The 20747-nt window shown below is 68.0% G+C and carries 24 protein-coding genes and 1 pseudogene; 12 read left to right on the top strand and 13 right to left on the bottom strand.

What is annotated here, in order from left to right:
• Positions 1 to 24 precede the first annotated feature (24 nt).
• The gene (locus tag HGB39_RS18340; RefSeq protein WP_005249180.1) at positions 25 to 366 is read left to right on the top strand and encodes a hypothetical protein; all 342 of its coding nucleotides are present in this window, start codon (positions 25 to 27) and stop codon (positions 364 to 366) included.
• A gap of 3 nt (positions 367 to 369) precedes the next feature.
• Here the strand turns inward: HGB39_RS18340 and HGB39_RS18335 are convergent, their stop codons facing one another.
• Complete coding sequence (locus HGB39_RS18335) at positions 370 to 1020, bottom strand: maleylpyruvate isomerase family mycothiol-dependent enzyme (RefSeq protein ID WP_043787346.1); 651 nt, start codon at positions 1018 to 1020, stop codon at positions 370 to 372.
• A gap of 151 nt (positions 1021 to 1171) precedes the next feature.
• On the opposite strand from HGB39_RS18335, the gene HGB39_RS38840 reads away from it, so the two are divergent.
• The 4 genes from HGB39_RS38840 to HGB39_RS18320 are packed head-to-tail and all read left to right on the top strand — an operon-like array spanning position 1172 to position 3190.
• The gene (locus tag HGB39_RS38840) at positions 1172 to 1567 is read left to right on the top strand and encodes a hypothetical protein (protein WP_247607440.1); all 396 of its coding nucleotides are present in this window, start codon (positions 1172 to 1174) and stop codon (positions 1565 to 1567) included.
• The gene (locus tag HGB39_RS38835) at positions 1531 to 2022 is read left to right on the top strand and encodes a TIGR04222 domain-containing membrane protein (protein WP_247607439.1); all 492 of its coding nucleotides are present in this window, start codon (positions 1531 to 1533) and stop codon (positions 2020 to 2022) included. Before HGB39_RS38840 ends, HGB39_RS38835 begins: the two co-directional genes overlap by 37 nt.
• Positions 2019 to 2864, top strand: coding sequence for an MbnB/TglH/ChrH family RiPP precursor modification enzyme (locus HGB39_RS18325; RefSeq protein WP_005561671.1), 846 nt, complete (start codon positions 2019 to 2021; stop codon positions 2862 to 2864). Before HGB39_RS38835 ends, HGB39_RS18325 begins: the two co-directional genes overlap by 4 nt.
• Positions 2861 to 3190 (top strand): SCO6045 C-terminal-like domain-containing protein, encoded by a 330-nt coding sequence (locus tag HGB39_RS18320; RefSeq protein ID WP_240482960.1) that lies wholly within the window; start codon positions 2861 to 2863, stop codon positions 3188 to 3190. Before HGB39_RS18325 ends, HGB39_RS18320 begins: the two co-directional genes overlap by 4 nt.
• Here HGB39_RS18320 and HGB39_RS18315 read toward each other — a convergent pair.
• On the bottom strand, positions 3108 to 4133 hold the full coding sequence (locus tag HGB39_RS18315; RefSeq protein WP_005561674.1) for an alpha/beta fold hydrolase: 1026 nt from the start codon (positions 4131 to 4133) through the stop codon (positions 3108 to 3110). The two genes, HGB39_RS18320 and HGB39_RS18315, sit on opposite strands and share 83 nt — an antisense overlap.
• 122 nt (positions 4134 to 4255) lie before the next feature.
• Between HGB39_RS18315 and HGB39_RS18310 the strand changes: the two genes are divergently transcribed.
• Positions 4256 to 5011: a GntR family transcriptional regulator gene (locus tag HGB39_RS18310; protein WP_054247958.1), complete on the top strand. Its 756-nt coding sequence runs from the start codon at positions 4256 to 4258 to the stop codon at positions 5009 to 5011.
• Positions 5012 to 5024: 13 nt separating this feature from the next.
• On the opposite strand, the gene HGB39_RS18305 is transcribed toward HGB39_RS18310, so the two are convergent.
• Together HGB39_RS18305 and HGB39_RS18300 are read right to left on the bottom strand one after the other, a co-directional pair.
• Positions 5025 to 5726, bottom strand: a complete 702-nt coding sequence (locus HGB39_RS18305; protein WP_054247959.1) for a phosphonatase-like hydrolase — start codon at positions 5724 to 5726, stop codon at positions 5025 to 5027.
• A gap of 49 nt (positions 5727 to 5775) precedes the next feature.
• Positions 5776 to 6921 (bottom strand): TIGR03364 family FAD-dependent oxidoreductase, encoded by a 1146-nt coding sequence (locus tag HGB39_RS18300; protein WP_043793404.1) that lies wholly within the window; start codon positions 6919 to 6921, stop codon positions 5776 to 5778.
• Positions 6922 to 7107: 186 nt separating this feature from the next.
• Between HGB39_RS18300 and HGB39_RS39900 the strand changes: the two genes are divergently transcribed.
• On the top strand, positions 7108 to 7917 hold the full coding sequence (locus HGB39_RS39900; protein WP_005262397.1) for a CPBP family intramembrane glutamic endopeptidase: 810 nt from the start codon (positions 7108 to 7110) through the stop codon (positions 7915 to 7917).
• Between the two features lie 22 nt (positions 7918 to 7939).
• Here the strand turns inward: HGB39_RS39900 and HGB39_RS18290 are convergent, their stop codons facing one another.
• The 7 genes and pseudogenes from HGB39_RS18290 to leuS form a co-directional block, all read right to left on the bottom strand.
• Positions 7940 to 9031: a DUF6777 domain-containing protein gene (locus tag HGB39_RS18290; protein ID WP_005262399.1), complete on the bottom strand. Its 1092-nt coding sequence runs from the start codon at positions 9029 to 9031 to the stop codon at positions 7940 to 7942.
• A 69-nt stretch (positions 9032 to 9100) separates the two neighbouring features.
• Positions 9101 to 9475, bottom strand: a complete 375-nt coding sequence (locus tag HGB39_RS18285; RefSeq protein ID WP_005572254.1) for a nuclear transport factor 2 family protein — start codon at positions 9473 to 9475, stop codon at positions 9101 to 9103.
• Positions 9476 to 9635: 160 nt separating this feature from the next.
• Positions 9636 to 10509: pseudogene (locus HGB39_RS18280) on the bottom strand (MFS transporter); the annotation flags it as partial.
• A gap of 186 nt (positions 10510 to 10695) precedes the next feature.
• Positions 10696 to 11154: a DUF5994 family protein gene (locus HGB39_RS18270; RefSeq protein ID WP_005572257.1), complete on the bottom strand. Its 459-nt coding sequence runs from the start codon at positions 11152 to 11154 to the stop codon at positions 10696 to 10698.
• Positions 11151 to 11669, bottom strand: coding sequence for a DUF5994 family protein (locus HGB39_RS18265; RefSeq protein ID WP_164709667.1), 519 nt, complete (start codon positions 11667 to 11669; stop codon positions 11151 to 11153). Before HGB39_RS18265 ends, HGB39_RS18270 begins: the two co-directional genes overlap by 4 nt.
• Before the next feature lie 124 nt (positions 11670 to 11793).
• Positions 11794 to 12243 (bottom strand): DUF5990 family protein, encoded by a 450-nt coding sequence (locus HGB39_RS18260; protein WP_005572259.1) that lies wholly within the window; start codon positions 12241 to 12243, stop codon positions 11794 to 11796.
• Positions 12244 to 12308: 65 nt separating this feature from the next.
• Positions 12309 to 15173 carry a leucine--tRNA ligase gene (gene leuS, locus HGB39_RS18255; RefSeq protein ID WP_005572261.1) on the bottom strand — a complete coding sequence of 955 codons (2865 nt, stop codon included), beginning with the start codon at positions 15171 to 15173 and terminating at the stop codon, positions 12309 to 12311.
• A 115-nt stretch (positions 15174 to 15288) separates the two neighbouring features.
• Here leuS and HGB39_RS18250 point away from each other — a divergent pair, with 115 nt between their 5' ends.
• Positions 15289 to 15690, top strand: a complete 402-nt coding sequence (locus HGB39_RS18250) for an SdpI family protein (protein ID WP_005249154.1) — start codon at positions 15289 to 15291, stop codon at positions 15688 to 15690.
• 22 nt (positions 15691 to 15712) lie between these two features.
• A complete protein-coding gene (locus HGB39_RS18245; RefSeq protein ID WP_064080742.1) occupies positions 15713 to 16684 on the top strand; it encodes a DUF1648 domain-containing protein in 972 nt (323 codons plus the stop codon).
• 32 nt (positions 16685 to 16716) lie between these two features.
• Here the strand turns inward: HGB39_RS18245 and HGB39_RS18240 are convergent, their stop codons facing one another.
• A complete protein-coding gene (locus HGB39_RS18240) occupies positions 16717 to 17394 on the bottom strand; it encodes a FadR/GntR family transcriptional regulator (RefSeq protein ID WP_005574062.1) in 678 nt (225 codons plus the stop codon).
• Positions 17395 to 17462: 68 nt separating this feature from the next.
• On the opposite strand from HGB39_RS18240, the gene HGB39_RS18235 reads away from it, so the two are divergent.
• Genes HGB39_RS18235 through HGB39_RS18225 form a run of 3 tightly spaced genes read left to right on the top strand, consistent with a single transcriptional unit; the run spans position 17463 to position 20527 of the window.
• Positions 17463 to 18746 carry an MFS transporter gene (locus tag HGB39_RS18235; RefSeq protein ID WP_005574064.1) on the top strand — a complete coding sequence of 428 codons (1284 nt, stop codon included), beginning with the start codon at positions 17463 to 17465 and terminating at the stop codon, positions 18744 to 18746.
• Positions 18743 to 19735: a bile acid:sodium symporter family protein gene (locus HGB39_RS18230; protein WP_005574065.1), complete on the top strand. Its 993-nt coding sequence runs from the start codon at positions 18743 to 18745 to the stop codon at positions 19733 to 19735. Before HGB39_RS18235 ends, HGB39_RS18230 begins: the two co-directional genes overlap by 4 nt.
• 9 nt (positions 19736 to 19744) lie before the next feature.
• The gene (locus HGB39_RS18225) at positions 19745 to 20527 is read left to right on the top strand and encodes a Mut7-C RNAse domain-containing protein (RefSeq protein WP_005574067.1); all 783 of its coding nucleotides are present in this window, start codon (positions 19745 to 19747) and stop codon (positions 20525 to 20527) included.
• Here HGB39_RS18225 and HGB39_RS18220 read toward each other — a convergent pair.
• Complete coding sequence (locus HGB39_RS18220) at positions 20515 to 20709, bottom strand: hypothetical protein (protein WP_043793657.1); 195 nt, start codon at positions 20707 to 20709, stop codon at positions 20515 to 20517. The genes HGB39_RS18225 and HGB39_RS18220 overlap by 13 nt on opposite strands.
• Positions 20710 to 20747: the final 38 nt, after the last annotated feature.

The raw sequence follows: 20747 nt of genomic DNA, 5'->3' as shown, positions 1-20747 counted from the left end.
TGACTCCCAGGAGGTATCCCCACGATGAACACCGACCAGCGTATGCACAGCGACACCGTCGTCGCCGTCGACGGCGACGTCTTCGCGACGATGTTCACTCTCGATCTCGGTGACGGCGAGGTCGATCGCGAAGCAGTCGAGCGGATTTACGCCGGCGACTTCGACGAGTGGATCGAGGCGGCAGCGCGGTCGGGTCTGTTCACGCCCCAGGCGGTCGCAAGCCTGGTTCAGACGTGGCAGGACAACCCGAAGACCTTGTTCGACGCTCTGCTCGTCGATGCCGACGAGATGACCCACAAGCGCTACGCGATCATCTGGGACGCGCTCGACGACGCCGACACGTTCGAGAACGTCGAGTACGCCTGACGATCAGAACGGCCACGCGGGCACGGGCGGCAGCCCCTCCCGCGTGGGGCGTCCGATAACCCACGCCAGCAGTTCGGTGCGCGGAAGTTCCGGCACCCCGACGTCCGGATACCGGGCCGCCAGCGCGGGCAGCTCCGATTCCAGCGTGTGCTCCACGAAGGCCCTCGGCCAGTCGGCAGCCGAGTAGTCGAGCCCCAGGTCGACGTGGTGGATCTCGAGCTCGCGCCACCGCAGCACCGGCACCTGTCGCGCAGGCACCCGCTGACGCCAGTTCACCGGCGTCTCGTACAGATCCTCGGTGATCCGGCGTAGCGACTCGATCACCCGCCGTCCCGCGAAGCGGAAATCGGCCACCAGCAGTTCGGCCGGACGTCCGGCCCCCTCCTCGATCGCCGCGGCCCGCGCGGCCGGACCTCCCGGGTACATCTCGGGTGCGGCCTCGCCGGTGATCACCCCGACGGCGAACCGGTTGAGCGCGTCCGCGTTCCTTGCGAGGTGCGTGACGACGTGCCCCCGGCTCCACTCCGGCAGCAGCGACGGCTCCCGCGCCTGCTCGTCGGTCAACCCCTCCAGCGTCGCCTCCACCGTCCTGTGCGATTCGGCAACCGCCTCGAGCAGTTCGGCATACGACAGTGCGGCACGCGGCGATGTCATGCAGACGATGCCACCCACAGCCCACCCCACGACGTATCCCCAGGATCCCGATAACGGAACGGTGACGATCGGTACCCGGCGGGTGCAGAGGGGCCATTCGTACCGATACTGAGATCGACTGTCGGACAACGTGGTTGAAAGGTGGTGTGCAATGTACAACGAATCCGCTACATGGGGGATACCGAGCGAGACCTTTCTGGTGATCTACGTCACCGCCGCTGTGCTCGCGGTCGGGCTGGCGGTGTTCCTCCGGTCCCACGGCACCGCGCCCGCCCCGACCGCCGGTATTCGTCTCGATCCGGTGCAGGCCGGGATGCTGACCAGCGACGATCGGGCCATCGCTGCCTCCCTGACCCTGCTGCGCGGAGCTGACCTCATCTCCACCGACGGGACGATCCTGCGGGGGTGGGGAGTCGCGGACAACGGCCTCGGATCGTTCACGCGGGCCGTCTACGACGAACTCGCCTCCGGGGCCGCAGCGCCCTCGTCAACGTTCGGCTCCCGGGCCGGTTGCAGGCCCCGCTCGACCAGCTGCGGGCCACCCTGATCGCGCAGGGGCTGCTCACCGGACCCGAACAGAAGGCCTGGAATCGCCGCGCGACCCTCCCGATCCTCGTCGTCGTGGCCATCGGCGTCGCACGCCTCGTCGCCGGGTTCTCCGGCGGAAAGCCGATCGGCTTCCTGCTGGTCGCGGTGGTTCTGCTCTCGGCCTCGCGGGAGCTCGTTCGCCGGACCGGCCGCAGGACGCCCCAGGGCACTGCGGAACTGAAGCGCCTGCGCCGCACACATTCGTACCTGGCGCCGCGGATGCGCCCGTCGCTCACCGCGTATGGACCGACGCCGATCGCGCTATCGACTGCACTGTTCGGGATGGGAACCGTCGGCCTGTTCTCCCCCGGTTTCGCGAGCGCGGCCGGTATCTCCGACAGCGGCAGCAGTGACGGTGGCAGCAGCGGCGGCGACAGCTCTTGCGGCGGCGGCGGTGGGGGGTGCGGGGGATGACCGCCCTGATCGGGCCCGGCGTCGGCATCGGCTGGCGGCCGGAGATCTGCGGGATCATCGACCGGCTCGACGGGCTGCGGTTCTGCGAGGTGATCGCCGAATCGCTGCCCGTCCGGCGGCGTGGAGTCGGCGTTCCGGACGAACTGCGGTCGCTGGGGGTTCCCGTCGTCCCGCACGGCATCTCGCTGTCGCTGGGTGGCGCGGACGGCGTCGAGCAGCACCGGATCGACCATCTCGCTCGGTGCGCCGACGCGCTCGGTGCGCCGCTCGTCAGCGAGCACGTCGCGTTCGTGCGGGCGGGCGGTCTCGACGCCGGGCACCTGCTGCCGGTGCCGCGCTCGGCGGAAGCCCTGAACGTGCTGGTGCGCAACGTCCGGCGCACGCAGGAGTGCCTGCCGGTGCCGCTGGCCGTGGAGAACATCGCGGCCCTGTTCGACTGGCCGGACGACGAATACTCCGAGGGTGAGTTCCTGGCCGAACTCGTCGAACGCACCGGCGTCTACCTGCTGCTGGACATCGCCAACGTTTACGCGAACGCCCGCAACCGCGGCCGCCACGCAGGTGAGGAACTCCGGCGGCTTCCCCTCGAACGCGTGGCGTACTGCCACGTCGCCGGGGGATCCGAACGAGGCGGCACGTATCACGACACCCACACCGACCCGGTGCCCGGCGAGATGCTGGATCTGGTCCGGCAGTGGGCATCCGGGGGCGCTCCCGCGATGATGCTCGAGCGCGACGGGAACTACCCGCCCGCCCGGGAGTTGTTCGCCGAGTTGGATGCGATCGCGGATGCGGCCGGGTTCGGCCGAGTCACCGGCGGCGTTGTGTGGAGTCCGCCGTGACCGGGCTGGCGGGGCGGCAGGCGGCATTGGTCCGGGCTCTCGTCGCAGGGGGAGAGCTGCCGGAGGGATTCGACCGCGACGCGATCGACACCGCATCGAAGGCCCTGCTCCGCAAGCGGTCCGGGGAAGTGGGCGCTCACCTTCCCCACGTCCGCGCAGCCCTCGGCGACCGATTCTTCGCGCTGTTCGCCGACTGGGCCGAGGGCAGGCCGAAGGGGAGCACTCACGCGGACGCGGAGGCGTTCACCGCGCACCTCGAGTCGATCGGTCACCTGCCCGAGCCGAGTCGCCGTCGTCGTCGCCTGTTCGGCCCGCGACGAACGTGAGCAGCAACTCGTTCACCTCTTCCGGTCTTTCCTGCTGGACGAAGTGCCCGGCGCCCTCGACGAGATGGAGTCCGCGCAAGTCGGGGACGGTGTCGCGCATCCGGTCGAGGGCCTGCGCACCACTCATCGTGAGGACGGGATCGTGCGCACCGGCCACGAACAGCGTCGGCACCTCGATGTCGGCTCCGGCGAGATTCCTGGAGCGTTCCCAATTGGCGTCGTACGCCCGGTACCAGTTCAGTCCGCCGGTGAATCCCGTCCGGGTGAAGACCTCCACATAATGGTCGAACTCGTCCTCCGTCAGCCACGACCACGGCAGGGGTGGGGCTTCGGGTAACACGTCCAGGTAGCCGTTGCCGTCCGAGGGGTGCTGCCAGATGTCCAGATAGCGGTAGGCGCCCGACAACGCGTAGAACAGCTGGTGCAGGAATCCGCGGGGATCGGCGTCGAGTTCGCGGTCGGCGACACCCGGTTCCTGGAAGTAGTGGATGTGCAGGAAGTGCTTGCGCGCCATCGACGCATAGATTTCCGACGGTCGCAGCGGGAACCGGTCGGGTGCGTAGGGGACAGCCAGTAGTACTAGCCCGGACACCCGTGCGCGGTGACGCAGTGCGACGGTCCAGGCGACCGGCGCGCCGAAGTCGTGGCCGACGAACACGGCACGCTCGTGACCGAGACTGTCGAGCAGACCGATCAGCGCGTCCGACACCCGCTCGTTCGTGTAGTCGTCGATGTCGCGGGGCACGTCGGTGCCGCCGTAGCCGGGCATGTCCGGGGCTATCGCGCGGTACCCGGACGCCGCGAGGGCCCGCATCTGATGTCGGTAACTGTAGCCGAGGCCCGGGAATCCGTGGCACAGGACGACGGGTGGGCCGTCACCCAGTTCGGTAATCTGCCAACGGAATCCGTCGACCGTGACGATCCGCTCCGTCGACGACGCCATTCTCCGCATCCCTCCACCGGCTGGAACGTGTTCTCGCAATGTAGCGTAGCGACGACGCCATTAGAATGCATCTGACTCGCAGTGGCGATCGTCGACCGACCGAGGAAGTGGAGTGATGTGCAATGGTGGAGGCACGCTCCCGCCATGAGTTCGTCGCACTCCAGCTCCGGCAGCGCATCATGCAGCGGCAGTACGCGGTGGGTGAGTCGCTGCCCAGCGAGAGCATGCTGTGCGCGGAGTTCGAGGTGTCCCGCGGTCCCGTGCGCCAAGCGCTGGCGACATTGAAGAACGAGGGGCTGATCCTGCTGTCCCAGGGGAAGCCGGCCGTGGTGCGAAGCCACGACATCACGCAGACCCTGGACACGTTCACACCGTTCTCCCAATGGGCGCGTCGCACCGGCCGCGCCGCGGGGAGCCGCACGCTCGAGATCTCACGTCGCCGGGTGTCCGAACCTGCCGCCGGCGCATTGGGATTGACCACGGACGACTTCGTCGTCGAGGTGCTCCGCGTCCGGCTGCTGGACGGCGAACCGACGATGATCGAGCGGAGCACGTTCACCGAGCGCGTCGGCTCCCTGCTGTTCGAGTTCGACATCGACACCGGATCGATCACCGACTACCTCACCTCGCGCGGCGTCCGCTTCGAATCGATGGAGCACGTGCTCGACGCCGTCGCCGCGACCGGGGTCGACGCCGAGAATCTCGGGATCGACCCCGGCAGCCCGTTGCTTCGGGAACGTCGGACGTCGCGGGATCAGAACGGCGACACGTTCGAGTACGCGGACGATCGGTACCGTCCCGACCTCGTCGCCTTCAGCATCGTGAACGCCCGCACCATCGACCCCCGCCTTCCGTCGGACGACGGCAACGGAAGTTAGCCGGCCGCCGGCATCAGGCGTTGCGCAGTTCGGCGAGCAGACCGGGCAGGTCCGCGACACTGTCGAGCACGTGGGTGGCCCCGGCCTCGGCCAGCTGGGTGGCGTCGTGGGCGCCGGTGAGCACGCCCACGGAGGCGAGTGCTCCGGCGCGGAGGCCGGTGGTGACGTCGGACGTGGTGTCGCCGAGCACCACCATGGACTGCACGGACGGGGCGCCGGTGCGCATCAACGCGGTCAGCGCCAGGTCCGGGAAGGGGCGTCCGCGGACGCCGTCTCCGGGGCACAACACGGCGTCGGCGACGTCCTGCCAGCCGAGCGCGCGGATGATCGACATCTGCGTTTCGCGCGCGAACCCGGTGGTGAGCGCCGTCTTGATGCCCTGCTCACGCAGCGAACCGAAGAGTTCCTCGGCGCCGGGGACGGCGCTGCACCGGCCGTCGTCGACGAGTTGCGAGTAGCAGCGTTCGAATTCCTTGTTCGCGGCCTGCGCCTGCTCCTCGTTTCCACCGCTGAGATGGCGGAAGACGACGATCTTGGACTGGCCCATGGTGTCGGAGACGTAGTCGAGCATCCGCAGGCGGTCCTCCTCCGTCTTCGACAGTCCGGCATGCGCGTCCGCGGCGAGGAAGGACTGCTGGACCAGCCCGCTGTCCTCCACGGTGGTGCCTGCCATGTCGAAGACGACGAGGCTGATGTCGCGGTGATGTGTTCCCATTGTCGTGTCCCTCTCGGTGTTCGGTGAATGTGCGTGCGGGATACTGCTGTTACGCCAAGGCGGACGCGGTTTCGTGGCCGAAGACGTGGTCGATGCGGTCCTTCGCCAGGCCCATGCCGGTGGTCATGCCGATCCCGGTCGTCACGGTGACGATGTGCACGCCGTCGATCGGCTCCTCGATCAGGAATTCCGAATCGGGGGCCGAGCTGTACACGCCCTGCCAGCGTTCGGTGACGGTGACGTCCCAGACGCCGAAGAGGGCGGCGGCTTCACGGATCAGCACCTCGAACCCCTTCTCCGACTGGAACGGCTCGGCCGAGATCTCGCGGATGTGGGTGTCGCCCAGCAGGATCGATCCATCGGGCTGTGGTGTGTACATCTGGTGGAGGCCGAGGTCGACGTAGTCGGGGTACTCGTCGCGGAGCCGTGCCGCGAGCGCCGCGGTCGCGGGAAGATTCTCGAAACCGCTGTACCGCACGAGCGACCAGCCCGTGAACAGCGGTGCGGGCAACGGCGCGGACAACGGAATCCTCGCGCGCATCATGTGGAGCCGGCACCGCAGGAGCCCCCCGCGCTCGGCCGGCCCCGGGAACAGGCGGTCGATGTCGTAGTTGACGGTGACGAACACCGTCGCCGCGTGCAGATCGCCCCGCGAGGTATGAACGACGCCGGTCTCGAATCCGGTTGCGGCGGTCCGCCAGAAGAAGTCGACGCCCGACACTTCGAGCCACTGCGCAATGGCGGGGGCCGCTTCCCGCGGGTTCACCTGGAGGTCGTCGGCCATGTACATGCCCCCGACGACGCGGTCGCCGACGATGGGTAACGCGCCGAGGATCCGGTCTCGGGACAGCAGTTCCACTTCGGCCGGTCCGCGTACGGCCGCGAACTCGGTCATGACTGCCAGCTCGTCGTCATGTCTTGCCACACAGTACGTTCCGGATTCGGCGGACCAGAACCCGGCCTTGCGTGCCAGGTCGAGCCAGTGCTCCCGGCCCGCTTGGGCGTAGTCGCGGGCGACGCCCGACTGGGCGGTGATGCAGGCGTGGCCGAAGTTCTGGACGGACGCCCCCGCAACGCGGTCGGCGTGGTCGATCACCGCCACGGACAGGCCTCGGTTGCGCGCGTGATACGCGTGCGCGAGGCCGACGATTCCGGCACCGACGACCACCACGTCGTAGCGTCGTTGAGTTGTCATGCGACTCACTGTGGACCCACCCAGGACAACATGTCAATACAAGTACAAGAAATTTGCCGCAGGTATATATAAGTCGCTTTCCGTTAACCGTCCGTTGTGCGACCCGGCGGGCGCGTCGGGTGGTCGCGGTCGGGGGTTGCTGCGAAAATTGCCACCTGAGTCCACCCACCTGCAGAGGGGCTGATCGTGAGTAGTGGTTCCGGCCCGAGTGCCGTTCCCGTCCACGAAGCGGCGTCGTCGAACGACCGCTTCGGTCCCCTGATCGAGCGCCGTGACGACGCCGACTTCCCCTTCTACAACGGGACGCCGACCGCGCTGTCGGTGCGGCAGTGGGCCCTGGCATGGGCCTCGGTCGCAGTCGGCTTCGCGGCCTTGATCCTCCTCCCGCAGACCGACAACTTCGTTGCGCTCATTCCGCGCATCCTGTTCGTCGGTATCCCGCTCGTCGTGCTGGCGATGGTGACGCGCGAGCACTGGACAGCGTTGTTCCGGAAGGTGCACGGCCGGGACGTCCTCACGATGATCGGCTTCGCCGTGCTCAACCTCGTTGTCACGTCGGTGCTGGCGTTGATCGTGCGGGCCCTGTTCGGGGTAGCGTCCAACAAGGCCGTCGACGGTGCGGGCGAGGGTGGTGCACTCGACACCGCCGCGTTCTACGTCGGAACCGGGATCCAGTTGGTTGGCGAAGAAGTCTTCACCATCGTCCCGTTCCTCGCGTTGATGTACTTCCTGTTCGCCAAGGCGAAGCTGTCCCGTAAGACCGCGATCGTCCTGGCCTGGCTGCTCAGTGCGGTGTGGTTCGGCGCCGCCCATCTACCAACCTACGACTGGAACTTCGCTCAGGCCTTCATCGTGATCGGCGGGGCCCGACTGATCCTCACACTCGCCTACATCCGCACCAAGAATCTGTGGGTCTCGACGGGCGCGCACATCATCAACGACTGGACGCTCTTCACCCAGGCGATCGTGATCAACACCGCCCTCGTCACCCTGTAGCCGAGTACTCCGCGACCGACCCTCAGTTGGGAATGGGGATGACGATGGGTGGCAGACCCGGTATCTGCACCTGAATCTGCTGCGGCGGTGCGGGCGCCGGCGCGGGGGGAGGCGGGTAATTCACCGGCGGTTCGGGTGCGGGCGGCGGGGGAGGTGGCGGGGGCGGGGGCGGAGCCGGAGCGGGCGGAGGCGCAGGTTCCGGGGAGGGAGCCGGCGCGGGACGGGGAGCGGCTTGCTGCACCACCGCAGGCGGCGAATCCGCCACCGGCGCCTGGGCTTCCACGGGTGCCACCGGATTCGGGCGCTCCGCCGGCTGCTGCGGGCCGGAACCGATCGGCACCGACGACAGTCCACCGGTCATCAGATCCACCACGGTCACTTCGGTCATCGCCAGGTTGGAGGGCTGCACGACGTACAACCTGTCCTGCTGGAAACCCGGCCACGGATCACCCTGCACGTCCGCGTTCTCGTTCACCACCGGGGACAGCAGTGGGCTTCCGCGCACACATCGGACGCGGGGAACGCCGTGGTCGTCGATCAGCACGATGGTTCCCGCCTCGAGGACGGACTGGAACGCGCTCGCATGCCCGTCGTCGAAGCCGTGATTGGTGACACGGGTGTCCGCACGGAGCAGCACTGGAGTCAGGGTCCGGACGTAGTTCCGCACGTCGTCGACCTGGAACACACTCGACCAGGCCTGCAGCCTCGCCGGATCCTGCTCGAGGTCGTCGACGAGACGCTGCCGATCGCAGAGCACCCTGTCGGGACTTCCGCCGTAAAGGCCGGCACGGTCGCCGATCACCCGGATCCCGGCAGGGCGGGGCTCGCTCGGCAGGTCGGTGCCCGGCGGACCGAACGGAACCGTCGTCGGCGTCTGCGGCGGAAGCAGCACTTCCGTCCACGGAAGCTGCCCGTTGTCGGTGGCCCGGTCCAGGTCGACCGGATCGGGGTTGGACCCGGAACCCGAGGAACACGCCACGAGCACCGTGACGGTCAGGGCCCCGGCGACCGCCAGCCAGCTACGCGGTGCGCGCCCGGGGCGCGTACCGGCTCGAACGACTGCTCTGCGTCGGGCACGCCGTGCGGCCTGCCCGGCGACGTCGGTGGCCACCACGCCATGGTAAGCACAGACGCTGATCAGCCGGGCCGAATTGCGGTGTGGTTGCCGGGCCCCGGCAGTCGGTCAGCTCGTGATCATGTCCTCCTGCGACCAGAAGGCGCGCATGGACGTGATCTTGCCGTCGTCGTCGAACGTCATCACGTCGATCGGCGCGATCTCGAGCTTCTGCTCACCAAGGTCGGTGACGAGGGAGAAGTGGAACGCGGCCGAGTTGCCGGCGATCTTCAGCGTCAGGAGCTCGCCGGTCTGCTTCAGCGGTTCGATCACCCCGTAGAACTCCCGCAGCGATTCCACCGTGGTCCGGGGCTCGGTACCCACCGGATCCTCCACGGTGGCGCCCTCGGCGTACAGCGAGACGACGTCGTCGGCGGTCCCGGTCGCCACCGCCTCGATGTACCTCTCGACGGTCTTGCGGATGTCTTCTGCGGACGGTGCCATGATGCGAACTCCTCAGTCGGATAGAACGTGTTCTAGTGGTGAGAGTAACGCAGCACCGGCGCGGTGGGGAGACCCTTCTCCCAGGCAGCGGGACATGTCCGCACAGGGGTCCGCCCCTGCCGACGTCGCGGAGTCGGCAGGGGCGGACGGGAACGATTCGTCAGGTTCGCGGGGCGGAGGCCTCCTCCAACTTCTCCAACCGTGGAGCGCTCGCCCCCATGGCCGGAGCAGTGGTTACGGAGGACACTTCTTCCAGTGACTTCCCCTTCGTCTCCGGAGACATGAAGAAGCAGATCACGAATGCGACCGCCGTCAGCACTGCACCGAAGAGCATCGTGGTGCCGGTTCCCAGGGCCGAGATACTCAGCGGCAGCAGGTACGTGCCCGTCGCGGGACCGAACCGGCTCACCGCGGTGGCGATTCCCACCGCAGTCGCCCTGAACTCGGTGGGGAAGAGTTCGTTGGGGTAGATCCACACCAGGATGCTCGGACCGCCGGAGATGAACGCGTACGCGCAGAAGGCGGCGACGATGAACCAGAGGGGCCCGTCCGCCCACAACCACAGTCCTGCCAGCGGAATCACCATCAGTGCCAGCGGGACCACGGCGATCGGACGCCGGCCCCACTTCTCGACCAGGAACAGCGCGGGAATGGATCCGGCGACGATGAGCCCGATGATGACGGTTTCGACGATGAGCCCCGCGGAACCGTCGCCGGAGATCGAGAAGCCCGACAGGATCGTGGGCAGAAAGGTCAGCAGTGCGTAGAGCGGGGTGACGACCGCCAGATACAAAGCGCTGCACATGATCAGCCGGGCAAGGTACTGGCCCCGGAAGTAGATCCGGATGTCGGCCTTCGGCTTTGTCCGCCGTGTCCTCGACCGTGACCTTGCTCAGGTCGAGTTTCTCCTCGTAAATCTTCTCGACCACGGCCTCGGCGTCGGCCACGCGGCCGTTCTTCAGGAGCCAGCGCGACGACTCCGGGATTCCGCGGCGCACCAGGATCACGATCAGACCCAGAACCGCACTGGACGCCTTTGCCGCCGGCGATGCCGACGACTGGCCGCGCAGATTCTGCTGGGCGAGCAACTGTCCCCGCCGCAGTGGACGGGAATGGCCGTCGTCCTGATCGCGTCCGCAGCGCTGCCGTGGATGCGGGAGAAGCGTCCCCGTCACCTCGAACGGCCGCCGGCCCTGCACGGGTCCGAGAGCCGATAGCGTCTATCGGTCCGGAGCGAGACCCACCGCCCTCTGCATCGCCTCGAAAGCATTGTCGGCGTCCGTGTTGGGTCCGACGATCAGGATGTCGAGCCGACGGCCGTCGGTGCCGAAGACGTACATGATGTCGGGCGGCTGGTCCGGATCCGGGCCGGACACCTCGATTCCGTCCTGCCGGTCGATGCCGCGTTGCGAGATGCTCAACGAGTTCCAGTCGAAGGCGACGCGTTCGGTCGTTCCCACTCGATCCGTCAGTGCGCTGATCAGGTCGTGCAATTCGGTGGTCAGGTTGGTGGTCCGGGGCCACCACGCCCCGTCGACACCCTCCGAGACCTCGCCACGAGCGCGCAGGAGCAGTCTCGGGGTCCGGGTGGGTGCGTCGAAAGGCTGCCCACCGTCGGCCGTCGGCCGAGAGAGTCCCAGCCCACGACCGGAATACGTGATGTTTTCGTCGTGCGTCATCGTTCACGTCCCTTCGCGCTCGAGGTGCGGTCGAAGCCATCCCTGATGCCCCTGATGCCCGACATCAGCAGCTCGTCGGCGGTCAGGGCACTGTTGGGGTTGGCCGCCCTGTGCATCGTCGAATCGGCATAGCGGGCATCGGCCTCGGGGGGCACCACCAGAAGCGTCAGCCTCGTCCGCTTCACACCGCTCACGTACAGGGTGTTGATCGGCTGGTACTCGTAGCCGTCGAGATGTACCGATCGACCCGCAACCATGATGCGGCGCGGAGCAGGAAGCCAGGCCTTGATGTCGTACACGACCCGAACGACGACACCCACTCGAATTGCCACCAGCGCAACCAGATCCGGAATCTCCACGGTGAGGTCGCGCGATCGGGGCCACCAGGCGCCGTCCACGGTGCCCGCACCGGGCGCTTCGGGCTTCAACCGCAGGCGCGGCGACTGCGCCGGGCCGCCACGAGTATGGGCACCGTGAAGACGACCCGGAAAGTTGCGATCCTGTTGTAGCGTCATGACGACGCTCCCGCCTCGGCCGCGAGGCAGCCGATATCTCTGTCGGCGGCGACGCGATCTTGGGCGTTCGCATGCGAAGTGCCGCCGATACCCTCACCCTACGCGCAGGGGATACGGCGATCGGCTACGCCGACCACTCGATCGACGGCGGACGCACCGCAGCGCACAGCGGATTTCCGCGGGCGTCGGTGAGCCCGAGCCGCGCCGTGATGCGACCGGCAGCCGACGCGGCCTCCGCAGTCGCCGGATCCACCGCGTCCCACATCAACTTCGCCCGGCGGAACATGTCGAATCCGCCGTCGGCATCGACCGCCCCCCACGACAGGTAGACGAACCGCGCGCCCGGACGGCCCTGCACGTACGGTCCGGTGATGTCGAGACCCGTCGGCGTCGGGGTCGCCGTGCAGTCGAGAACCCAGCGGGCGGTGGTCGCGTCTCCCGGATGCAGACCGAGCAGGCCGGCGTGGGCACCGCGGCGTTGCACCGCCACGTGGATGTTGTCGTAGCCGGGGAAATTGGCCCCCGGCGGGCACGACGATCCGGGAAGGTCGGTTGCCTCGATCACGAGTTGCACCCATGTATCAAACCACCCGTGAGTACTTATCAACCGCCCGTGGTTAACAAGTACTCACGGGCGCGTCAGCGCACTATGTTGACCATCTTGCCGGGGACGACGATCACCTTGCGGGGATCCTGGCCGTCGAGGAGCGCCACGATCTTGTCGTCGGCCAGCGCGATCTTCTCGATCTCCTCGCGCGGGGCGTCGGCGGCGACGGTCACGCGGCTGCGGACCTTGCCGTTGACCTGGATCGGGTACTCGACGGTGTCTTCCACCAGCCACTTCTCCTCGGCCACCGGGAACGGTCCGTGGGCCAGGGACTTCTCGTGCCCGAGCCGCGACCACAGTTCCTCCGCGAGGTGCGGGGCCAGCGGTGCCAGCATCAGCACCAGCGGCTCCACCACCGAGCGGGGGGCACCGCCGGGGTACGCCTTGGTGAGGTGGTTGGTGTACTCGATCAGCTTGGCCGCCGCCGTGTTGTCCCGCAGGGCCGTGTAGTCCTCGCCGACACCGGCGATCGCCTTGTTCAGCGCGCGCAGCGTGTCCTCCGTCGGGGCGTCGTCGGTGACGCGCAGTGCACCGGACTCCTCGTCGACCACCACACGCCAGGCGCGCTGCAGGAAGCGCTGCGCACCGACGACGTCCTTGGTCGCCCACGGACGGGACGTGTCCAGCGGGCCCATCGACATCTCGTACACGCGGAGCGTGTCGGCGCCGTACTCCTCGCAGATCTCGTCCGGCGACACGGAATTCTTGAGGCTCTTGCCCATCTTCCCGTACTCGCGGTTGACCTCGACGCCCTGGTGGAAGAACTTGCCGTCCTTCTCCTCCACCTCGTCGGCGGGCACGTACACGCCACGCGCGTCGGTGTACGCGTACGCCTGGATGTAGCCCTGGTTGTACAGCCGGCGGTACGGCTCGCTCGAGCTGACATAGCCGAGGTCGAACAGCACCTTGTGCCAGAACCGCGAGTACAGCAGGTGCAGCACCGCGTGCTCGACACCGCCGACGTACAGGTCGACGCCGCCGGGATCGTTCGGTCCGTGGATCTCCGGCCGCGGACCCGTCCAGTACCGTTCGTTCTCCTTGTCGCAGAACACGTCCGGGTTGGTGGGGTCGATGTACCGCAGCTGGTACCACGAGCTGCCCGCCCACTGCGGCATCACGTTGGTGTCGCGGCGGTACGTCTGCAGTCCGTCACCGAGGTCGAGTTCGACGTCGACCCAGTCGACGGCCTTCGCCAGCGGGGGAGAGGGCTCCGAGGACGCGTCGTCGGGATCGAACGACACGGGTGCGTAGTCCTCGACCTCCGGGAGCTCCACCGGCAGAGACGATTCCGGCAGGGCGTGCGCGTTGCCCTCGGCGTCGTACACGATCGGGAACGGCTCGCCCCAGTACCGCTGACGCGCGAACAGCCAGTCGCGCAGCTTGTACTGGATGGTGCCCTTGCCGGTGCCGTCCGCTTCCAGGCGGTCGGTGATCGCCTTCTTGGCGTCGGCGACGCTCATCCCGTTCAGGAAATCGGAGTTCACGATGGTGCCGTCGCCGGTGTACGCGTCCTTGGTGAGGTCGCCGCCGGAGATCACCTCGACGATGTCGAGGCCGAACTCGGTCGCGAACTCGTAGTCGCGGTGGTCGTGACCCGGGACGGCCATGATGGCGCCCGTGCCGTAGCCGGTGAGGACGTAGTCGGCGATGAACACCGGCAGGTTGTGCCCGTTCACCGGGTTCACGGCGTAGGTGCCGAGGAAGACACCCGTCTTCTCCTTGTACTCCTGACGCTCGAGATCCGACTTCGACGCGATCGACTTCCGGTACGCCGCAACCGCTTCAGCGGGAGTCGCGGCACCACCGGTCCAGCGCGAATCGACACCCTCGGGCCACTCGGCCGCAACGATGTCGTCCACCAGTTCGTGCTCCGGCGCCAGCGTCACGTACGTCGCGCCGAACAGCGTGTCCGGACGCGTCGTGAACACCTCGACGTCGTGGACCGTGGATTCACCCTCGCTCCGCTCGACCGCCACGGCGAACTTCACCTGCGCACCGTGCGAGCGCCCGATCCAGTTGCGCTGCATGGTCTTGACCTTCTCGGGCCAGTCCAGGTACTCCAGGTCGTCCACCAGACGGTCCGAGTACGCGGTGATGCGCATCATCCACTGCTGCAGGTGCTTACGGAACACGGGAAAGTTGCCGCGGTCGCTGCGACCGTCCGCGGTGACCTCTTCGTTCGCCAGCACCGTGCCCAGACCGGGACACCAGTTGACCATCGAATCGGAGTGGTAGACGAGGCGGTAGGAGTCGAGGACCGCCTCCTTCTCGGACACGGACAGCGACGCCCAGTCCCGTCCGTCCTCCAGCGACCGCGCACCCGACACGAACTCGGCCTCGAGCTCCGAGATGCGCCGGGCCTTGCCCGCCTCCTTGTCGAACCACGCGTCGTGGATCTGCAGGAAGATCCACTGCGTCCAGTGGTAGAAGTCGGTGTCGGTGGTCGCGAACGTGCGGCGTTCGTCGTGGCCGAGCCCGAGGCGGCGCAGCTGCCGCTTCATGTTGCCGATGTTGGCCTCGGTGGTGGTCCGCGGGTGCGTGCCCGTCTGCACGGCGTACTGCTCGGCAGGTAGACCGAACGCGTCGTAGCCGAGGGTGTGCAGCACGTTGTGGCCCTGCATGCGGTGATAGCGGGCGAACACGTCGGTGGCGATGTAGCCGAGCGGGTGGCCCACGTGCAGACCCGTCCCCGACGGGTACGGGAACATGTCCTGCACGAACAACTTGTCCGCGGGAACGTCGCCGGCGAGGGGACCGACCGGGTTGGGCGCGTTGAACGTGCCCTCCTCGCTCCACCGGTCCTGCCAGCGCTGCTCGATCTGGCCGGCGAGTTCCGCGGTGTAGCGGTGCTGCGGGGTCGCGTCGGACGGGTTGGCGGGCTGCACGTGCTCGGTCACTGTGGTCGCTATCTACTTGGCTGACATTCTGAATTAGGGGGATACCGTCAACCAGGGTAGAGCCTCACCCCACCCGGGCTCACCTGCGCGTCCGGGTCCGCCGTATCCTGGTCACGTGTTGATTGCCTCCGTCGTGCTGTTCGTGCTCGCCGTCGCTGTCTCCGGTGTCGCCGTTGCAGGCCTCGCCGAGCGCCTCCCGCGCAACCGGTGGGCGGGTGTCCGCACCCCCGAGACGATGCGCGACGATCAGACGTTCGCGCTGGCCAACAAGGTCGCAGGGCCCACCCTGCTTGCCGCTGCCGGGCTCCTCGTCATCGGCGGAATCGCCGGAATCCTGATCGGCGGAGTCTTCGGAATCGGCGCCGTCCTCGTCAGCGTCGTGGCTGCCGCTCTCACCGCGGCGACGGGCGGATCGCTCGGTGCCCGTGCCGCCGCGGCGGTGCCCGCTGCCGACACCGGCGGGTGCGGCAGTTCCTGCGGCGCGTGCTCGCTGAAGGGCGCCTGCCAGCCGTCCTGACCGGCTGGCGACGGCCCGTCCGGTGAAGTCCTCGCGCGTCGTCGACCCCGCAGGCGCAGTGTTCGGTCTCCTGCTGCCGGTGGTCGCCGCCCTGTGCGGGGTGATCCTCACGAAGGTCTGGGAACCGCGGCTCCCGGCGGAGATCGCCACCCACTGGACCACCACCTCGCCCGACGGCTTCGCCACCCCGATGTCCAGCGCCTGGACGTTTGCCCTGGTGACGGTGCTGTTCGGTGGCGGATGCGCCGCGATCGCCGCCCTGGCCCAGGCGATGCTGATGATGCGTCGCACGATGCTCGTCGTCGGATTGTCCGTGGTCGGTCTGATCCTGACGGTGCAGGTGGTGCTGCTCTACGTCCAACTCGACGTCACAGACGTCTCGAATACCGAACTTCCGTTGTGGTCGCTCGGCCTCGGCGTCGTGATCGGCGCGGTCGTCGGCCTGCTCGGCGCCGCCCTGCTGCGCGACTACCGGTCCCGGGTGTCCGCCACGAGTCCACCCGACCCCCGGTTGCCGCGCGCCGACGACCCGGCGACGGTCGCGGACACGGTCGGTTTCGGCACCGTCGGCTCGCTGGTGTTGCTCCTGCTGCTGGGTGTCGCGCCCGCTGTCGCCGTCTGCCTGCTCGTCGACGGGTGGTGGCCCCTCGCGGTGTTCGTGCCGGTCGGGCTGCTGATCGTGAGCTTGCTTCGCTTCCGGGTGATCGTCGATCCGTCCGGTATCCGGGTGGTGAACATGGGCATGACCGCCCTGCACTACGACGTCGACGAGATCGAGGGCGCCCGCGTCGACGTGATCAAGCCGTTCGACGACTTCGGCGGCTGGGGACTCAAGGTGAAGGGCCGACGGAACTACGGCGTCGTGACGAGGACCGGTCCCGCCGTGATCGTCACGACCGCATGCGGCGACCGGCTGACCGTCACCAGCGCACGGGCCGAGGACATGGCCGGGGCGCTCAACACGTTCGCCGACAGGCGGCTCCGCCGCCCGTGAGTGGCCCGGGAGTGCAGGGACTCGTCAACCACTCACGGGCGGGAGGCCTGGTGCACCGCGTCGAGCACGCGGTCGAGGTAGCCGAGGGCGGCCCGGACCGCGGCGTCCTCGTCGCGGGCGGCGATCGCGTCGACGACGGCACGGTGGTCGTCGGTGGTCAGCGACGGGGGGTGGACGCCCTCGGTGAAGTCGTACGTGGCGCGGGTGGGTTCGAGGATGCCGGCGAACAGGTCGGACAGCACCGGATTGTGCGCGGCCTCCACGACCCCGAGGTGGAACGCGAGGTCGGCGTCCGCGAACCGGGACGGCTGATCCGTCGTTCGCTGCCGCTCGTCGAGTAGCGCAGACAGGGACCGCAGATCGTCGTCCGTGCGGCGACCGCATGCCAGGCGGACGGCCTCGGTCTCGAGCGCTCGCCGGACTTCGAAGACGTTCAGCATCTCGGCGACCGCGACCTGCCGCCCGAGCAGCCCGCCGATGTCGGTGCGGGCCCGCACGAACGTCCCGGACCCGCGCCGGATCTCGAGGATGCCCGTCGACGTGAGGGTCTTGATGGCCTCGCGCACGGTGTTGCGCCCGACCCCGAGCAGCGTCATCAGCTCGGGTTCCGTCGGGATCCGCTCGCCCACCGTCCAGTCGCCCTGGGCGATCCGGCCACGCATCCAGTCCAGGGACTGCTGATACGCGGACTCGCGCCGAACCACTGCCATGTACTCATCCTCACACCTCGCCGGCTCGCGACTGACGACCGGCCCGCCTAAACTACGTAGGACGTCCCATGTATTCGGACAGCCTGAGGAGGCGACCCCACACGTCCACGTCAACCGCTCACGCCGACACCGTCCCGACCGTCACGGCCCGCACCACCAGCCGCCACTTCCACGGCCTGAACTACCTCCTCGTCGTGCTGCTCCTCGGCGCCAACATCCCCACGGCGCTGTACTCGCTCTACCGCCACGAGTTCGGATTCACCCCGCTGGTCCAGACGCTGATCTTCGCCGTCTACGTCGCCGGACTGCTTCCCTCGCTGCTGTTCTTCGGCCCGCTGTCCGACGCACTGGGACGCCGCTTCGTGTTACTGGCCGCCATCTCCTTCAGCGCGCTGGGCGCCGTGGTCCTCGCGTTCGCCGACTCGACCCTCTGGCTGTTCTTCGGCCGAATCGCCCAGGGCATCGCCGTCGGCGCGTGCTCGGCCGCCGGGTCCGCCGCCCTCATCGAGCACGAACCGGCCCGGAACCTGCGCCGGGCGGGTCTCGCCGCCACCCTCACCACCGCGCTCGGTGCGTCGCTGGGCCCGCTGTTCGGCGGGGCCGTCGCGCAGTACCTGCCGCACGCCCTGGTCCTGCCGTACGTGCTGTTCGCGCTGGCACTCCTGCCCGCGCTGATCATGGTGCTGCTGCTCCCCGCACCCACCGGCGGGCCGTCACGACCCACCCAGGTGTTCCAGGTCCCGCACGTCCCCGCACCCATCCGTCAGGTGTTCTGGCTGTCCTCCCTCGGCGTCGCGCTGGCGTGGGGCGCCGTCGGCCTGTTCCAGTCGGTGGTCCCGACGTGGATCATCGGCCTGCTCGGCGTGAGCAACCTCGTGGTCGCCGGCGGTGCCGCCGCACTGGTCATGATCTGCTCGGTGACAGCGCAGCTCGTGGCCAATCGGCTCGGAACCGTACTCTGCCGAACCCTGGGCATCGGCGCCGTCGGCGCAGGCATGATCGGGTTGCTCGTCGTCGACTTCGTGCCGTCCCTCGCCCTGCTGTGCGTCGTGACCGTCATCGTCGGTGTGGGACACGGTCTCTCGTTCGCCGGAGCGATGCGGGCCGTGGGTGCCGCCGCCGCGGAGCACGCCCCCGACGCCCAGGGCGGGACGCTCGCCGCGTTCTTCACCGTCGGCTACGTCGGTCTCGCCGTGCCGTCCATCTGCGCGGGCATCGCCATCACCGTCCAGGGCATGCACGTGGCCATCATCGAACTCGCGATCATCGGCGCCGCCCTGTGCGGCGTCCTCGCGGTGCTGAGCGTCCGCACGAAGGGTCGTGACGACGCCGCTCTACCCTCGACGCAGTGAAATTTCTCAGCCGGTTCCACCTCGACGGGTTCGTCCTCGGCATCGTCGCCGTGGCGATCCTGGGGAGCGTGTTCCCGGTGTCGGGGACCGGTCAGACGGTGCTCGACTGGGCCACCCGGATCGCGATCGGCATCCTGTTCCTGCTGTACGGCGCGCGGCTGTCGCCGCAGGAGGCGCTGAAGGGGCTGAAACACTGGCGGCTGCATTCGGTCGTGTTCGCCGCGACGTTCGTGCTCTTCCCGCTGATCGGGCTCGCGCTGCGCATCCTCGTGCCGGGGGTGCTCAGCGAGGACCTGTACACCGGCATCCTGTACCTGTGCCTGGTTCCGTCGACGGTCCAGTCGTCGATCGCGTTCACGTCCATCGCCAAGGGCAACGTGGCCGGGGCGATCGTGAGCGCGTCGTTCTCCAATCTCATCGGTGTGTTCGTGACACCGGCGCTGGTGATCCTGCTGATGAACACCACCGGCGACGCCCACGTCGATTTCTCGTCGATCCTCGACATCGTGCTGCAGCTTCTCCTGCCGTTCTTCGTCGGCCAGCTGATCCGGCCGCTCGTCATCGACTGGTTGCAGAAGCACTCCGAGCCCACCCGGATCGTGGATCGCGGCTCGATCTTCCTCGTGGTCTTCTCGGCGTTCAGCGCGAGCATGAACGAGGGAATCTGGCACACCGTGACGGTCTGGCAGGTGATCGGTGTCGTGCTGGTGTGCTGCGTCGTCCTCGCGGTCGTGCTCGCCGTCACGGCCCTGGCCGGCCTGAAGCTGGGATTCTCCGTTCCCGACCGGATCGTCATCGTCTTCTGCGGATCGAAGAAGAGTCTCGCGACGGGTCTGCCGATGGCCTCGGTCCTGTTCGTGGGACAGCCGGTGGGGCTGATCGTGCTGCCGCTGATGATCTTCCACCAGATCCAGCTGATCGTCTGCGCCGCGCTCGCGCAGCAGTATTCGAAGCGCAGCCGCGAGGAGTCGGCCAGTACTGTGGCATGAGGACGTGAAATGCCGATGCCCGAGCCACTTCGTCACTGCGAATTCCGCTTCTACGAGGAGCTGAACGACTTTCTGCCGCCGGTGCGGCGCAAGCACACTTTCGAGCACGAGTTCGACGGCACCCCGTCGGTGAAGGACCGGATCGAGGCGCTGGGGGTCCCGCACACCGAGGTGGATCTGATCCTCGTCGACGAGGTGTCCGTCGATTTCGCCCACCTGCTGCGCGGCGGCGAACGCGTCGCGGTGTACCCGATGTTCGAGCGACTCGATCTGACCGGAGTCACGAAACTGCGTCCCCGACCGCTGCGGGACCCGACGTTCGTGCTCGACGTGCATCTCGGCCGACTCGCCCGCTACCTCCGCCTGCTGGGCTTCGACACCCGTTACCGCAACGACTTCGCCGACCCGGAACTGGTGGACATCTCCCTGTCCGAGCATCGCATCGTCCTGACCCGGGACACCGGCCTACTCAAGAGGTCGGCGCTCACCCACGGCGCGTTCCTGCACGAAACGGACCCACGCCGGCAGTTGCGGGAAGTGCTGGACCGCTTCGACCTTCGGTCGCGGATCTCGCCGTTCACCCGGTGCGCGCGCTGCAACGGGCTTCTCGCGCCGGTTCCCCGTGCCGAGGCGCTGGCCGAGGCACCACCGGGCGTCGCGGGCAACGAACACGAGTTCAGCCGGTGCCAGGACTGTGCGCAGCTGTACTGGCCGGGCAGCCATCTTCCGAAGCTGCGCCGACGCCTGTCGGAGGTCGGGGTGACGCTCGAGGTGGGTTCTCAGGATGCGTGACGCAGCTGCTCGGCGAACTCCGCCGAGCACACGCAGTCGCCGAATTCGTCGCAGTCGATGATCAGTGCGTGCCGGGCCTCGGACAACTCGGCGCACGACTCGTCCGTGCACTCTGCTCCGTAGAGCGTGTGCACGATCAATGTTCCGTGACAGGTGTCGATCACGTGTGCTGTCCTCCTCACTTCGTTCCCCACCTCTGTTGATACCACCCGTCCCCGAC

The organism is Rhodococcus opacus (assembly GCF_012396235.1).
GTDB classification, from domain to species: domain Bacteria; phylum Actinomycetota; class Actinomycetes; order Mycobacteriales; family Mycobacteriaceae; genus Rhodococcus_F; species Rhodococcus_F opacus.
Note: the sequence above shows the minus strand (reverse complement) of the source record. Positions and strands in the feature narration are given on the sequence as shown.

Coding starts and splice junctions, on each gene's coding strand:
- HGB39_RS18235 (WP_005574064.1), top strand. CDS start 17,463: ATGTATTCGGACAGCCTGAGGAGGCGACCCCACACGTCCACGTCAACC.
- HGB39_RS18315 (WP_005561674.1), bottom strand. CDS start 4,133: ATGGCGTCGTCGACGGAGCGGATCGTCACGGTCGACGGATTCCGTTGG.
- HGB39_RS18300 (WP_043793404.1), bottom strand. CDS start 6,921: ATGACAACTCAACGACGCTACGACGTGGTGGTCGTCGGTGCCGGAATC.
- HGB39_RS18225 (WP_005574067.1), top strand. CDS start 19,745: ATGCCGATGCCCGAGCCACTTCGTCACTGCGAATTCCGCTTCTACGAG.
- HGB39_RS18310 (WP_054247958.1), top strand. CDS start 4,256: ATGGTGGAGGCACGCTCCCGCCATGAGTTCGTCGCACTCCAGCTCCGG.
- HGB39_RS18285 (WP_005572254.1), bottom strand. CDS start 9,475: ATGGCACCGTCCGCAGAAGACATCCGCAAGACCGTCGAGAGGTACATC.
- HGB39_RS18325 (WP_005561671.1), top strand. CDS start 2,019: ATGACCGCCCTGATCGGGCCCGGCGTCGGCATCGGCTGGCGGCCGGAG.
- HGB39_RS18265 (WP_164709667.1), bottom strand. CDS start 11,669: ATGACGCTACAACAGGATCGCAACTTTCCGGGTCGTCTTCACGGTGCC.
- HGB39_RS18270 (WP_005572257.1), bottom strand. CDS start 11,154: ATGACGCACGACGAAAACATCACGTATTCCGGTCGTGGGCTGGGACTC.
- HGB39_RS18240 (WP_005574062.1), bottom strand. CDS start 17,394: ATGGCAGTGGTTCGGCGCGAGTCCGCGTATCAGCAGTCCCTGGACTGG.
- HGB39_RS18340 (WP_005249180.1), top strand. CDS start 25: ATGAACACCGACCAGCGTATGCACAGCGACACCGTCGTCGCCGTCGAC.
- HGB39_RS18305 (WP_054247959.1), bottom strand. CDS start 5,726: ATGGGAACACATCACCGCGACATCAGCCTCGTCGTCTTCGACATGGCA.
- HGB39_RS18335 (WP_043787346.1), bottom strand. CDS start 1,020: ATGACATCGCCGCGTGCCGCACTGTCGTATGCCGAACTGCTCGAGGCG.
- HGB39_RS38840 (WP_247607440.1), top strand. CDS start 1,172: ATGTACAACGAATCCGCTACATGGGGGATACCGAGCGAGACCTTTCTG.